This is a genomic window from Streptomyces sioyaensis (assembly GCF_004122735.1).
Lineage (GTDB): Bacteria > Actinomycetota > Actinomycetes > Streptomycetales > Streptomycetaceae > Streptomyces > Streptomyces sioyaensis.
The window spans coordinates 1-14,466 of sequence record NZ_SDIF01000030.1 but is presented as its reverse complement, the minus strand read 5'-3'; the positions used below and the strand labels follow the sequence as shown (position 1 = coordinate 14,466).

At 69.3% G+C, this 14,466-nt stretch carries 11 protein-coding genes and 1 pseudogene; 5 read left to right on the top strand and 7 right to left on the bottom strand.

The window, feature by feature from the left end; all coding sequences use genetic code 11:
* Positions 1–335: 335 nt before the first annotated feature.
* The 3 genes from EST54_RS13425 to clpB form a co-directional block, all read right to left on the bottom strand.
* A complete protein-coding gene (locus tag EST54_RS13425) occupies positions 336–1,103 on the bottom strand; it encodes a hypothetical protein (RefSeq protein WP_129247838.1) in 768 nt (255 codons plus the stop codon).
* A 92-nt stretch (positions 1,104–1,195) separates the two neighbouring features.
* Complete coding sequence (locus EST54_RS13420) at positions 1,196–1,732, bottom strand: YbjN domain-containing protein (RefSeq protein ID WP_129247837.1); 537 nt, start codon at positions 1,730–1,732, stop codon at positions 1,196–1,198.
* A gap of 237 nt (positions 1,733–1,969) precedes the next feature.
* Positions 1,970–4,600: an ATP-dependent chaperone ClpB gene (gene clpB / locus EST54_RS13415; protein WP_129247836.1), complete on the bottom strand. Its 2,631-nt coding sequence runs from the start codon at positions 4,598–4,600 to the stop codon at positions 1,970–1,972.
* A gap of 235 nt (positions 4,601–4,835) precedes the next feature.
* On the opposite strand from clpB, the pseudogene EST54_RS35385 reads away from it, so the two are divergent.
* The 3 genes and pseudogenes from EST54_RS35385 to EST54_RS13400 all read left to right on the top strand — a co-directional run.
* Positions 4,836–5,003, top strand: a pseudogene (locus tag EST54_RS35385) (Uma2 family endonuclease); the annotation flags it as partial.
* Positions 5,004–5,052: 49 nt separating this feature from the next.
* Positions 5,053–5,457: a pyridoxamine 5'-phosphate oxidase family protein gene (locus tag EST54_RS13405; RefSeq protein WP_006604634.1), complete on the top strand. Its 405-nt coding sequence runs from the start codon at positions 5,053–5,055 to the stop codon at positions 5,455–5,457.
* Between the two features lie 80 nt (positions 5,458–5,537).
* Entirely contained in the window at positions 5,538–5,942 is a 405-nt protein-coding gene (locus EST54_RS13400) for a hypothetical protein (protein ID WP_129247835.1), read from the top strand.
* Between the two features lie 82 nt (positions 5,943–6,024).
* Here the strand turns inward: EST54_RS13400 and EST54_RS13395 are convergent, their stop codons facing one another.
* Genes EST54_RS13395 through dnaK form a run of 4 tightly spaced genes read right to left on the bottom strand, consistent with a single transcriptional unit; the run spans position 6,025 to position 10,203 of the window.
* Complete coding sequence (locus EST54_RS13395) at positions 6,025–6,477, bottom strand: heat shock protein transcriptional repressor HspR (RefSeq protein WP_006604632.1); 453 nt, start codon at positions 6,475–6,477, stop codon at positions 6,025–6,027.
* 1 nt (position 6,478) lies between these two features.
* Positions 6,479–7,648 carry a molecular chaperone DnaJ gene (gene dnaJ, locus EST54_RS13390; protein ID WP_129247834.1) on the bottom strand — a complete coding sequence of 390 codons (1,170 nt, stop codon included), beginning with the start codon at positions 7,646–7,648 and terminating at the stop codon, positions 6,479–6,481.
* A 45-nt stretch (positions 7,649–7,693) separates the two neighbouring features.
* Positions 7,694–8,353, bottom strand: coding sequence for a nucleotide exchange factor GrpE (gene grpE, locus EST54_RS13385; RefSeq protein ID WP_129247833.1), 660 nt, complete (start codon positions 8,351–8,353; stop codon positions 7,694–7,696).
* A complete protein-coding gene (dnaK, locus tag EST54_RS13380) occupies positions 8,350–10,203 on the bottom strand; it encodes a molecular chaperone DnaK (RefSeq protein ID WP_129247832.1) in 1,854 nt (617 codons plus the stop codon). Before dnaK ends, grpE begins: the two co-directional genes overlap by 4 nt.
* Before the next feature lie 288 nt (positions 10,204–10,491).
* Between dnaK and EST54_RS13375 the strand changes: the two genes are divergently transcribed.
* Both EST54_RS13375 and EST54_RS13370 read left to right on the top strand, forming a co-directional pair.
* On the top strand, positions 10,492–12,759 hold the full coding sequence (locus EST54_RS13375) for a (Fe-S)-binding protein (RefSeq protein WP_129247831.1): 2,268 nt from the start codon (positions 10,492–10,494) through the stop codon (positions 12,757–12,759).
* Positions 12,760–12,929: 170 nt separating this feature from the next.
* The gene (locus EST54_RS13370) at positions 12,930–14,258 is read left to right on the top strand and encodes an FG-GAP repeat domain-containing protein (protein ID WP_129247830.1); all 1,329 of its coding nucleotides are present in this window, start codon (positions 12,930–12,932) and stop codon (positions 14,256–14,258) included.
* Positions 14,259–14,466 lie beyond the last annotated feature (208 nt).

Genomic DNA, 14,466 nt, shown 5'->3' with positions numbered 1-14,466 from the left:
CCGTGAAGGTGGGTGGCGTGAGCGGGGATCGTCTTCGCATGGCCCGGTGGCGCACCGGGCCGCCGTTACGTCCAAAGAAGACGTGGGTCAGCTGGCCCCATTGCTCCGCCGTGACCGGGCGTTCACGGAGCAGATACTCCAATGCCTCGTGTAGATGCCGGGCGAACGGCGTGTCTCGCTTCGCCTTCCCCTTCATCTTGTCGATGTCGTCAATCCATTCGACACCGAGCGCAACCTCAAAGAAGGTACAGATATCCGGATCCGCCACAAAGTGCGGAATACCTTCCCCGCGGTACCTCATGTGTTTTTGTCCCTCTCTGGCTCCGGATACATGGTCACCAGTTTGTGCCCGCCCTTGCCATCCGGATCATAGATCGCCAAGAGTCCCGCTCCTCGAAAGTCGACCGGCTTGTAATTAATGCTTCCGCTCGCCTGGTCCACCGGGTTCTTCGGGTCGACATAAAAACCGCGGAAGCGCTCGTGATGGTCACTCCCGGGGCCCATGCATCCTTGGGCCGGAACCGAATGTACTGCCTCTCCGTGTCATGCGGATCGAGCCGACTACAGCCATGGAGATCGGCATGCATGAATGCGTCGCCCTGATCGCGGTTGAAGGCAGTGGAGAAAGAATCGCACTTGTGCTTGCGATTCATGTCCTCCGCGTCCATGTACGCATCTTCGCCCAACCGCTCCTTGGCGTTCGGACCGTGCGCCGGGTCGATCTTCTCCTTGGTCTGCACATAGCCGTCTTGGTAGTGGTAACGCGGATTACCGTCGTCGTCTTTGAGCGGATTGCCATTGGCGTCCTCGGGCCCGGCCGGCTTTCCCAGCCGGTCCTTCAGCATGTCGTCGGTCGGATCGAGATGCCGTTGCGGGCCGTGCCCCTGCCGGCGGAGGTCATCGACGCGCTCCGCGACGCGCTTGCTGTGCTTGTCTCGCAGGTCGTCCTCGCCCAGCACCCGCTGGCCGAGCTTCAGGTGAACCGCGTCCCGCTCGTCCTTGTGGCGCCGCAGGTTCTTGCGTCCCCCCCGCTCCGCATGCCCATGGGCATCCTTGGCCGCCTTCGCCATATGACCGGTGTCGGCCCGGAACTCCTTGCTCATGCGGCACCCCCCGCAGCACAAGACAGACGCGGGCCCCGGAGCCTCAAAGCTCCGGGGCCCGCGCAGCAGGGTGGGTGTGGGACGGACGGGGCTCAGGCCTCGTCGTCACCCGGCTTCTGGTCGGAGTCGCCTTCGATCTCGGCCTCCAGGCCGAGCTGCTCGACGATCCACTTGTCGAATTCGATCGAGGCGCGAACCCAGCTGACCGTGCTCGACACGAAGTGTTCGAGCGAGACACCGGTGCCGATCAGCATCGATGCTTCACCGATCAGACGGACCGTGCCGTCGTCGTGGGTGTGGGTGTAGGCCTTGGGCCACAGCGTCCGGCGGTTCCAGTCGTCGATCGCCTCCAGCAGCTTCGACTTTTCGTCGATGCCGTGGGGACGGTCGTAGAACGTACGAACGGAGAAGAGCTGCTGCTCCTCCTCGCCCCGGAACATGAAGTACGTGCGGAACTGCTCCCACGGGGCGGCGAGGTCACCCTCCTCGTCGACGACGTACTTCAGCTCCATCTGGTCGAGGAGCTGCTTGACCAGGTCCTGGTCTGGCACGACGGGACCATCAGGCCCCGACGGCTCGGGTTCGGGCTGGCCCCCGAAATTCGGAATCGAGGACGGGTCGATGCTCACCGTGGAATTCCCTTCGTATGGACCCTGCCATCCTCCCCCACATCCGCCCCGTACTGGCAACCCGGGACGAGGTGGATGCGGGCAAGGTGTCGGGCAGGGACACGATCACGCGGTTGCCCGTCGGGCGGCCACCGGCCGTGACGGCCCTGCGGTGCGGCCCGGCGGTACGCCCCGCCCGTGCGGCCCGGCACCCGGGCCGGCGCGCGCCCGCCGGGTGCCACGGCCGCAGCGCCCCGGTCAGCCCGCGCCCTGCCCCACGGACCCCACCGACAACTGGTCGCCGTCCACGTCCACCCGCACGGTGTCCCCGTCGAGCACCTCGCCGGCGAGGATGGCGCGCGCGAGCGGGTCGCCGATGGCCGTCTGGACCAGGCGGCGCAGCGGGCGGGCGCCGTAGGACATGTCCGGCGCGGGGGCGTCGGGGACCGGCTCCTGGCCGAGCCAGGCGAGCCAGGTCAGGGCGCGGTCGGTGACGTCCAGCGTCAGCCTGCGGTCGCCGAGGCGGCGCTGCAGATGGTCGAGCTGGATCCGGGCGATCCGCTGCAGCTGGTCGGTGCCGAGCGGATGGAACACCACCACGTCGTCCAGGCGGTTGAGGAACTCGGGCCGGAAGGAGGCCCGGACCGTCTCCAGCACCTTCTCCTTCTTCTGCTCCTCCTTGAGCAGCGGGTCCATCAGGAAGCCGGAGCCCAGGTTGGAGGTCAAGATGAGGATGGTGTTGCGGAAGTCGACCGTGCGGCCCTGGCCGTCCGTGAGCCGCCCGTCGTCGAGGACCTGCAGCAGGATGTCGAAGACCTCGTGGTGGGCCTTCTCCACCTCGTCCAGCAGCACGACGGAGTACGGACGGCGGCGCACCGCCTCCGTGAGCTGGCCGCCCTCCTCGTAGCCGACGTAGCCGGGCGGCGCGCCGACCAGCCGCGCGACGCTGTGCTTCTCGCCGTACTCCGACATGTCGATCCGGACCATCGCCCGCTCGTCGTCGAAGAGGAAGTCCGCGAGCGCCTTGGCCAGCTCGGTCTTGCCGACGCCGGTCGGGCCGAGGAAGAGGAAGGAACCGGTGGGGCGGTCCGGGTCGGCGATCCCGGCGCGGGTGCGGCGTACGGCGTCGGAGACCGACCGTACGGCCTCGGTCTGGCCGATCAGCCGCTTGCCGAGCTCCTCCTCCATCCGCAGCAGCTTCTGGGTCTCGCCCTCCAGCAGGCGGCCGGCCGGGATGCCGGTCCAGGCGCCGACCACATCCGCGATGTCGTCGGGGCCGACCTCCTCCTTGACCATGGACTCCTTGGACGCCTCCTGCTCGGCCTCGGCGGCGGCCGCCTCCTCCAGCTCGTGCTCCACGCCCGGGATCTCGCCGTAGAGCAGCTTGGAGGCGGTGTCGAAGTCGCCGTCGCGCTGGGCGCGCTCGGCCTGGCCGCGCAGCTCGTCGAGCTTCTCCTTGAGGGCACCGACGCGGTTGAGGCTCTGCTTCTCCTTCTCCCACCGGGCGGTCAGACCGCGCAGCTCCTCCTCCTTGTCGGCGAGGTCCTTGCGCAGCTTCTCCAGGCGCTGGACGGAGCCGGCGTCGGTCTCGTTCCTGAGCGCCAGCTCCTCCATCTTGAGCCGGTCGACGGCGCGCTGGAGCTCGTCGATCTCGACGGGGGAGGAGTCGATCTCCATCCGGAGCCGGGAGGCGGCCTCGTCGACCAGGTCGATGGCCTTGTCGGGCAGGAAGCGGGAGGTGATGTAGCGGTCGGAGAGGGACGCGGCGGCGACCAACGCGGAGTCCGCGATCTGCACCTTGTGGTGGGCCTCGTAGCGGCCCTTGAGCCCGCGCAGAATGGCCACCGTGTCCTCGACGGTCGGCTCGGCGACCAGCACCTGCTGGAAGCGCCGCTCCAGCGCCGGGTCCTTCTCGATCCGCTCGCGGTACTCGTCGAGCGTGGTCGCGCCGACCATGCGCAGCTCACCGCGGGCCAGCATCGGCTTGAGCATGTTGCCCGCGTCCATGGACGAGTCGCCGCCGGCGCCCGCGCCGACGACCGTGTGCAGCTCGTCGATGAAGGTGATGATCTGGCCCTCGCTGGACTTGATCTCCGCCAGGACGGTCTTCAGCCGCTCCTCGAACTCACCGCGGTACTTGGCTCCCGCGACCATCGCCCCGAGGTCCAGCGCGACCAGCCGCTTGTTGCGCAGCGACTCGGGCACGTCGCCCTTGACGATCCGCTGCGCCAGCCCCTCGACGACGGCGGTCTTGCCGACGCCCGGCTCGCCGATCAGCACCGGGTTGTTCTTCGTACGGCGGGAGAGCACCTGCACCACGCGGCGGATCTCGTGGTCCCGGCCGATGACCGGGTCGAGCTTGCCCTCACGGGCGGCCGCGGTGAAGTCCGTACCGAACTTCTCCAGAGCCTTGTACGTGCCCTCCGGGTCGGCGTTGGTCACCCGCTGCCCGCCGCGGTTCGCCTCGAAGGCGGCCAGCAGCTTCTTGGCGGAGGCGCCCTGCTGCTCCAGCAGCTCGCCGGTGCGCCCGCCCTTGGCGGCGATCCCGATCAGCAGATGCTCGGTGGAGACGTACGCGTCACCGAGCTCCTTGGCGCGCTGGGTGGCGTCCGCGATGGCGGAGAGCAGATCGCGGTCCGGCTGCGGCGGCGCGACCGTCGAGCCCTGCACGCTGGGCAGCGCGGCGAGCTGGCGGTCGGCGCCGTTGCGCAGCGCCGCGGCGTCCGCCTCGACGGCGGCCAGCAGGTCCATGATGTTCTCGTTGTCCTGCCCGGCCAGCAGCGCGAGCAGGAGATGGGCGGACGTCATGTCCGCATGCCCGGCGGTGACCGCCCGCTCATTGGCGGCGCTCAGCGCCTCCCGGCTCTTGTTGGTCAGCTCGGCGTCCACGTGCTCGTGATCCTCCTCGACTCGTCCTGCCCGGCCTCAGTGCCCAGTCTGGACCCACTTCGGCACATCCTGCACACACCAACGTGCGATAAGTTGAGTCTATTCCACTCAAGGCTGCGTATGCGAGCCCCCTCACCCGGTTCTCGCTCGCTCGTTCGAGGGAATCGGGGCGCGATCGCACCGCCCCCCTCTGCGGCGCCCGTCGACACTGGCCTTCGACCACAAGGGGTGCAGCATGACGGCTATGGCACACGCGCCTCTGCCCACCGACGAAGAGACCCTCCTGGATTACTTCCTGGCCTTGGATACGCCCACGGGCTTCCGAGCCGAGCTGATCGAGGGGGAGATCGTTGTGACACTGCCGACGGACGGTACGCACGAGCACTGCTTCAGCAGGGTCCTGTCTGACCCGGGCTTCCGCTGCCCCCCGGGCCGCGAACTACCCTGCCCCCATGGCCCATGACCTCAGTGCCCTCAGCCCGGAGTACCTCGCCTTCTGGGGCGAGTACCTGATGCCGACGCTCACCACCCTGCGTCCGGACGGCACGCCGCACGTCGTCCCCGTGGGCGTCACCTATGACGCCGGGCAGCGGATCGCGCGGATCATCACCCGCAAGGACAGCGCCAAGGTCAAGAACGTCCTCGCCGCCGGGGCGGACGGTGCCACGGTGGCCGTCTGCCAGGTCGACAAGGGGCGCTGGGCGACGCTGGAGGGCCGGGCGCGGGTGCGTACGGACGCCGAGTCGGTGGCCGACGCGGTGCGCCGCTACGCCGAGCGGTACGGGCGGACGCCGGCGCCCAACCCCGACCGCATCATGATCGAGATCGCGGTGACCCGCGCCATGGGCCGGGCCTGATCCAAGCGCTACAACCCTCCACCACGGGCCGCCCGCAGGGGTATCGTCGCCCCCACAGTCGCCACGCCCCGGAGGGCACGATGAACTCGGTCCGAGTCACGGCGATCGCCTGCCTGATGCCGCTGTCCGAGCTGGACGAGGATCCGTTCCTGGTCGACGACCGCAGCCAGCACGACATGTGCACCCGGTGGGCGGCGGCCCGTGACTACCACCTCGCCTGCCGCCTCAGCCTGCACCAGCTGCGCGCCGACCACTGCGCGCTGTGGCGGGACGTCGAAGAGGGCCTGGTCGATGTGTTCGTGACGCCCAACCGGCGGGCGCTGGAGAACGCCATCGACGGGGCCGACGAATTCGGCGCCCGGTGCGCCGCGGCCGGCGTCCGGCTGGAGACCGCGGACCTCGACGAGCCGGTCTACACCCTGGCGATGAAGTCGCAGGTGCACCGGCGGCTGTCGATGCCGACCGCGGGATACGGCGGCTGCTGACCACGCCCCGGGACAGCGAAAAGGGCCGGGTTTCCCCGGCCCTTCGCCGCGTCCTGCGCCGGGCGGCCGCCCGGCCGGCCCCCTACTCGGACCGCTTGGGCCGCCAGACCACCAGCGCGCTGGTCTGCTGCACATCCTGATACGGCACCAGATCGCGCCGGTAGGAGGCGTGCACCGCCGCCTCCCGCTGCTGCATCGCGCTGGCCGCGCCCTCCAGGGCGCCCTGGAGCTCGGCGACCCGCTGCTGCAGGGCCGCGACCTGGTTCTCCAGCTCGATGATGCGCTTGATGCCGGCGAGGTTGATGCCCTCGTCCTGGGACAACTGCTGCACCGTACGGAGCAGTTCGATGTCCCGGGCCGAATAGCGGCGGCCCCGCCCGGCCGTGCGGTCGGGCGAGACCAGCCCCAGCCGGTCGTACTGCCGAAGGGTCTGCGGATGCAGGCCGGAGAGCTGGGCCGCGACGGAGATGACGTACACCGGCGACTCTTCGGTCAGTTCATACGGGTTACGACGCTGCCCGCCCCGGCTGTCCATCTCATGCTCCCTTCGCGGCCTGGAACAGCTCCGCCCGCGGGTCCGGCCCCGCGGTCGCCTCGCGATACGACTCCAGCGATGCCTTGGCCTGGTCGCTGAGATCACCGGGGACCAGCACCTCGATGGTGACCAGCAGATCACCGCGGGTGCCGTCCTTACGGGTCGCTCCCTTGCCGCGGGCTCGCATGGTGCGTCCGTTGGGGGTACCGGCCGGTAGCTTCAGCGTCACCGGCGGACCGCCCAGCGTCGGCACCTTGACCTCACCGCCGAGGGCGGCCTCCGGGAAGGTGACCGGCACCGTGACGGTGAGGTTGTCGCCCTTGCGGCCGAAGACCGGGTGGGCGTCGACATGCACGACCACATACAGATCACCGGCCGGACCGCCCTGCTCGCCCGGAGCGCCCTTGCCGCGCAGCCGGATGCGCTGCCCGTCGGAGACGCCCGCGGGGATACGGACCTGCATCGTGCGGGCACTGGTGGCGCGCCCGCTGCCCTTGCAGACCTCGCAGGCGTCCTGGGCGATCAGACCCCGGCCCTTGCAGTCGCCGCACGGATCGGTGAGCGAGAACCCGCCGCCGGTGCCCCGGCTGACCTGGCCGGTACCCACACAGGTCGGGCAGACCCGGGGCGTACCGTTTTTGTCGCCGGTGCCCGAACACGCCTTGCACGGCGCCTGGCTGGACATCCGCAGCGGGACCGTGGCCCCGTCGACCGCCTCGGTGAAGCTGAGCGTCACCTCGGACTCGATGTCCTGGCCGCGGCGCGCATGGGTGCGCGTGCCGGCACCACCACGGTTGAACAGGCCGCCGAACACATCGCCCAGGCCGCCGCCGAAGCCGCCGCCGCCCTGGCCCTGGCTGCCCCCGAAGAGGTCGCCCAGGTCGAAGTTGAAGTTGCCGCCGCCCCCGCCGGGGCCCGGCCGGAACCCGCCGTTGCCGAACAGCGCGCGCGCCTCGTCGTACTCCTTGCGGCGCTTGCTGTCGCCCAGGACGTCGTTCGCCTCGGAGATCTCCTTGAAGCGCTCCTCGGCCTTGGCGTCGCCCTTGTTGGCGTCCGGGTGGTACTCCCGGGCGAGCTTGCGGTACGCCTTCTTGATCTCCGCTTCGGTGGCGTCCTTCGGGACGCCGAGGACCTTGTAGTAGTCCTTCTCGACGAAGTCCTTGGTGCTCATCCCCGACGTCCCTCCTCCCGCGCGGTCTTCTTGTCTGTGCTCACGTCAGCCCTCGTCCGGGCCACCGCTCTCCTCGTCCGAAGCCGCGGCGCCCTTGGCGTCGTCATCGGCTCCGGACTTGGCGCTCTGCGTGCCCGGCTGCGGCTCGGCGACGGCGACCCGCGCGGGGCGGATCGTTCGTTCACCGATGCGATACCCGGGCTGCAGGATCGCCACGCACGTCGTCTCGGTGACATCCGGTGCGTACGAGTGCATCAGCGCCTCGTGGATCGTCGGGTCGAAGGGCTCGCCCTCCTTGCCGAACTGCTGCAGACCCAGCTTGGCCACCACGGTCTCCAGCGATTCGGCCACCGACTTGAAGCCGCCGACCAGTTCGCCGTGCTCACGGGCGCGGCCGACGTCGTCGAGCACGGGCAGGAGCTCGGACAGGAGGTTCGCCGCGGCGATCTCCTTGACCGTGACCCGGTCCCGTTCCACCCGACGGCGGTAGTTCTGGTACTCCGCCTGGAGCCGCTGGAGGTCCGCCGTGCGCTCGTTGAGCGCCGTACGTACCTGGTCCAGCTGCGCCTGGAGCCCTACGTCGGTTACGTCCCCGGCCGGGGCCGAGCCCGCCTTGTCGGCGGACTCGGCCTGCGCCGCGTCTTCGGGAGCGGCGTCAGAGGGGACGTCGGGCTTCTCGTCGAAGCCCGGGGTCTCCTCCGTCACGCGGCACCATCCTTCTTCGGCTTCTCGTCGTCGACGATCTCGGCGTCCACGACGTCGTCCTCGGCCTTGGCCTGCTCACCGGCGGCGCCCTCGGCACCCTCGGCGGCCTGCGCACCCTGGGCGTCGGCGTACATGGCCTGGCCCAGCTTCTGGGAGACGGCCGCGACCTTCTCGGTGGCCGTGCGGATCTCCGCGGTGTCCTCGCCCTTGAGCTTCTCCTTCAGCTCAGTGACGGCCTCCTCGACCTCGGTCTTGACCTCGCCGGGGACCTTGTCCTCGTTGTCCTTGAGGAACTTCTCGGTCTGGTAGACGAGCTGCTCGGCCTGGTTGCGGGTCTCGGCGGCCTCGCGCTTGCGGCGGTCCTCCTCGGCGTGGTGCTCGGCGTCGCGGACCATCCGGTCGACCTCGTCCTTCGGCAGCGAGGAGCCGCCGGTGACGGTCATCTTCTGCTCCTTGCCCGTGCCCAGGTCCTTCGCGGTCACGTGCATGATGCCGTTGGCGTCGATGTCGAAGGAGACCTCGATCTGCGGGACCCCACGGGGGGCCGGCGGCAGACCGGTCAGCTCGAACATCCCGAGCTTCTTGTTGTACGCCGCGATCTCGCGCTCGCCCTGGTAGACCTGGATCTGCACGGACGGCTGGTTGTCCTCGGCCGTCGTGAAGATCTCGGAGCGCTTGGTCGGGATCGTGGTGTTGCGCTCGATCAGCTTGGTCATGATGCCGCCCTTGGTCTCGATACCGAGGGACAGCGGGGTGACGTCCAGCAGGAGGACGTCCTTGACCTCACCCTTGAGGACACCGGCCTGGAGGGTGGCGCCGATGGCGACGACCTCGTCCGGGTTGACGCCCTTGTTGGCGTCCTTGCCGCCGGTCAGCTCCTTGACGAGCTCGGCGACGGCCGGCATACGGGTCGAGCCGCCGACCAGGACCACGTGGTCGATCTCGGACAGGTTGATACCCGCGTCCTTGATGACGTTGTGGAACGGCGTCTTGCAGCGGTCCAGGAGGTCCGAGGTGAGCTGCTGGAACTGCGAGCGGGTGAGCTTCTCGTCCAGGTGCAGCGGGCCCTCGGCGGACGCGGTGATGTAGGGAAGGTTGATCGTCGTCTCGGTGGAGGACGACAGCTCGATCTTCGCCTTCTCAGCGGCCTCGCGGAGGCGCTGGAGCGCCATCTTGTCCTTGGCCAGGTCGACGCCGTGGCCGTTCTGGAACTGCTTGACCAGGTAGTCGACGACGCGCTGGTCCCAGTCGTCACCACCGAGGTGGTTGTCACCGTTGGTGGCCTTCACCTCGACGACACCGTCGCCGATCTCCAGCAGCGAGACGTCGAAGGTACCGCCACCGAGGTCGAAGACCAGGATGGTCTGGTCGTCCTTCTCCAGGCCGTAGGCCAGGGCGGCAGCGGTAGGCTCGTTGACGATACGCAGGACGTTCAGGCCCGCGATCTCGCCGGCCTCCTTCGTGGCCTGACGCTCGGAGTCGTTGAAGTAGGCCGGAACGGTGATGACCGCGTCCACGACCTTCTCCCCGAGGTACGCCTCGGCGTCACGCTTGAGCTTCTGCAGGATGAAGGCGCTCATCTGCTGCGGGTTGAAGCCCTTGCCGTCGATGTCGATCTTCCAGTCGGTGCCCATGTGGCGCTTGACCGACCGGATGGTCCTGTCGACGTTGGTGACCGCCTGGCGCTTCGCGACCTCGCCGACCAGCACCTCGCCGTTCTTGGCGAAGGCGACGACGGACGGCGTGGTCCTGGCGCCCTCGGCGTTGGTGATGACGGTGGGCTCACCGCCTTCGAGAACACTGACGACGGAGTTCGTCGTGCCCAGGTCGATGCCGACCGCACGTGCCATTTCAATTCCTCCAGCTGACTTGAGTGGAACAGGCTCAACAGTGCAGCACCGAGGAAAGCCTGTCAACAGAGGTGAGTCGGTGCCGCTCAAGTTTTATATCGCGCTTATCGTCACCACGTCACCACGAGGACGCGCACAAGGCCGCAGACGGTTGCCTTCGCGACGCAGATCACCGGCCGGGCGGCTTCATGGCGCCCGGGAGAATGGGTAACCTCAGCGCAGACCCGAAAAGTTACCGCTTAGTAGTTCCGCTCAGTTTTCCGCTCTCGCAGGTTCGAGGAGCCACCCATGCAACTCGCCGCGATCATCGTGTCGCTGGTCCTAATCGCGGTCGGCGTCGCGCTGTTCGGCCGTGCCCTCCTGCAGATCTACCGCTTCGTGCGGCTCGGTCAGCCGGTGCCCGCCGGCACCCGGACGGACGATCCCAAGCAACGCACGATCACGGTGGTCAAGGAGTTCCTCGGCCACACCCGGATGAACCGCTGGGGCGTCGTCGGGGTGGCGCACTGGTTCGTGGCGGTGGGCTTCTTCTCCCTGCTGCTGACGATCGTCAACGCCATCGGCCAGCTCTTCCAGGCCGACTGGCTGATCCCGGTGATCGGCGACTGGCTGCCGTACGAGATCTTCGTCGAGTTCCTCGGCCTGACGACCACGCTGGGCATCGTGACCCTGATCGTCATCCGCCAGCTGAGCAAGCCCGGCAAGGCGGGCCGCAAGTCCCGCTTCACCGGCTCCAACTTCGGCCAGGCGTACTTCGTCGAGGCCGTCATCCTCATCGTCGGCGTGTGCATCATGACGCTGCGGGCCCTGGAGGGCGTCCAGCACGGCGTGGACCACTTCGAGATCGGGTTCTTCGCCTCGTACCCGCTGATCGTGGCCTTCAAGGGGCTCAGCCTCACCGCGATCCAGAACATCACCTACCTCGTCGCGGGGATCAAGATCGCGACGTCCTTCATCTGGATGATCACGGTCGCCCTCAAGACCGACATGGGCGTCGCCTGGCACCGCTTCCTGGCCTTCCCCAACATCTGGTTCAAGCGCGAGGCGTCCGGTGACGTGGCCCTGGGCGCGCTTCAGCCGATGACCAGCGAGGGCAAGCCGATCGACTTCGAGGATCCGGGCGAGGACGACCAGTTCGGCGTCTCGCAGATCGAGCACTTCTCCTGGAAGGGCATCCTCGACTTCTCCACCTGCACCGAGTGCGGTCGCTGCCAGTCGCAGTGCCCGGCCTGGAACACCGGCAAGCCGCTGTCGCCGAAGCTGCTGATCATGGCGCTGCGCGACCACGCCCACGCCAAGGCTCCGTATCTGCTGGCCGGCGGCGGCAAGACCATGGAGGGCGAGGAGAAGGCCACCGAGGAGCAGCTGAAGGACGTCCCGGCCGCCGCCCTCGCGGAGGCCGAGCGCCCGCTGGTCGGCACCCTCGAAGAGGGCGGGGTCATCGACCCGGACGTGCTGTGGTCCTGCACCACCTGCGGCGCCTGTGTGGAGCAGTGCCCGGTCGACATCGAGCACATCGACCACATCGTCGACATGCGCCGCTACCAGGTCATGATCGAGTCCAGCTTCCCCAGCGAGGCCGGCACGATGCTGAAGAACCTGGAGAAGAAGGGCAACCCCTGGGGCCTGGCCAAGAAGCAGCGCCTCGCGTGGACCAAGGAGGTCGACTTCGAGATCCCCGTCGTCGGCAAGGACGTCGAGGACCTCACCGAGGTCGACTACCTCTACTGGGTCGGCTGCGCCGGCGCCCTGGAGGACCGCGCCAAGAAGACCACCAAGGCCTTCGCGGAGCTGCTGCACATCGCGGGCGTGAAGTTCGCGATCATGGGCGGCGACGAGGCCTGCACCGGTGACTCCGCCCGCCGCCTGGGCAACGAGTTCCTCTTCCAGCAGCTCGGACAGCAGAACGTCGAGATGCTGAACATGGCCTTCGGCGAGGACAGCGAGGACGAGTCGACGAAGAAGCCGACGTCCAAGAAGAAGATCGTCGCGACCTGCCCGCACTGCTTCAACACGATCGCGAACGAGTACCCCCAGCTGGGCGGCGAGTACGAGGTCATCCACCACACCCAGCTGCTGCAGCACCTCATCGACGAGGGCAAGCTGGTCCCCGTCACCCCGGTAGAGGGTCTGATCACCTACCACGACCCCTGCTACCTGGGCCGCCACAACAAGGTCTACACCCCGCCGCGCGAGATCATCGCCAAGGTGCCGGGCCTGCGGAACGAGGAAATGCACCGCCACAAGGAGCGCGGCTTCTGCTGTGGCGCCGGCGGTGCGCGGATGTGGATGGAAGAGCGCATCGGCAAGCGCATCAACAACGAGCGCGTCGACGAGGCCCTGTCGCTGAACCCCGACATCGTCTCGACGGCCTGCCCCTTCTGCCTCGTCATGCTGACCGACTCGGTCAACGGCAAGAAGAACGACGGCAAGGCAAAGGAATCCATCCAGGTCGTCGACGTCGCCCAGCTGCTGCTGGACTCCGTCAAGACCCCCGTCGACCCGGCGGGCGACGAGGAGTCCGAGGACACCCCCGAGCCGGAGCCGGTGCAGTAACCGCACGGTGACGAGCATTGCCGGCGGCCGGCCCCGTGGTGCACGGGGCCGGCCGCCGGGGTTTTCCACAGGCTGTGCAGCCGGCGTTGCGGCGCGGCCGGGCCGCCGGGGAGCATCAGGGGCGGGGAATGACGACACGACGACAGCGGTACGAACGGGGTGGGGACGGCATGCGAGGACGGTCTGCCGTGGCAGCGGGGCTCGGGCTCGCGCTCGCCCTTTTCCTCAGCTCCTGCGGCCCGCTCTCCTCCTCCGGTGCCGGCCGTCCCGCCGCCCGGCACCGTGCCTCCTCACTCCCTGCCGCGCGCCCCGTCCCCGCCGGCCACAGCAGCCGGACCGCCCATGACTTCAACGGGGACGGCCATCCCGACCTCGTCGTCGACAGCCTGCTCGCGCCCGCCAAAGGTCATGACGACGACCCCGGCATCGGCATCGTCTACGGCTCCGCGCACGGACTCGCCCCGGCCACCAGGGAATTGCTCACTCCGGCCCGGAACGCCGCGCGCACCGGCTCGGCCGTGCCCGCGTCCTTCGAGGCCGAAACCGTCTGCGATCTCGACCAGGACGGCTTCAGCGACCTCGTCGTCACCACGGACCCGCCGTACGACGGCATCGGCCGCCCGCCCGTCCCCGTCCAGCTCCTCTTCGGCTCACCGCGCGGGCTCGGCGCCGGCCGCGCCGTGCGGCTCCGCATCCCCGACCGGGCCAGATTCGGCAACGAATGGCCCGACCAGCCGGTCTGCGGCGACTTCGACGGGGACGGCGCCGAGGACCTGGCCGTCACCGCCTCCGGCCCCCGGATCAGCTACCTCCGGGGCCCGTTCACCCGCACCGGCGCCCCCAAGGCAGCCGGCGCACCGATCAACGTCCCCGGAACCGCCCTGGCCACCGCGGCTCCCCTCTCGTCCGCCGTCGACCTCGATCACGACGGCGCCGACGACCTCCTCGTACGCACCGCCGCCCCCGGCCACCGGGCCCGCAGCCGTCTGGCGCTCGGCGGCCCCCGGGGCCCGGTCCGCGCGGGGCCGGCCGCCTACCCGCCCGGTTACGCCACGGTCTTCGGCCACTTCTCCGCCGGCGGCCGGGGACCGACTCCCGCCACCGCCGGCACCGACGGCCTGCTGTCTGTCGCCGGTCGCCCCGGCCCGCTCCGCACGGGGACGGGCGGCACGCCCACCCTCGCCGCCGCCGAGGTGACCGGCGACGGCTACACGGACCTCGTCACAGGCGGCACCCGCCCCGCCCTCCTCGTCGGCTCCGCGGACGGGCTGTCCACCACCGTGCGCCGCCTCACGGTGCCCCGCCTCCCCGGGCCCGGCCGCCCGCTCTCCACGGTCCTCGCCCTCACCGACTTCGACGGCGACGGCCATGCCGACCTCGTACTGCTGACCCGGCGCGGCCACACCCACGACAGGGTGACGGTCCACCCCGGCGGCCCGTCAGGCCTCACCTCAAAGCCCGACGTGTCGTTCACCACGGCGGACTTCACGGCTCCCTGACCTCTCCGTATCTGACCATGCGTCAGGAATGCAGCGAACGTGGGGGAATGGGGTCGCGAGGCAAGGGATTGGGCCGTGGGGACATGGGGACATGAGGGCATGGGTCCACGGCCAACCGCGCCCCGGCCACCGCGGCTCAGCGCCAACTCGCCCACGCCCACACCCACCCGACCCACGACCACGACGGCCGCCACCTCCCGCCCGACAC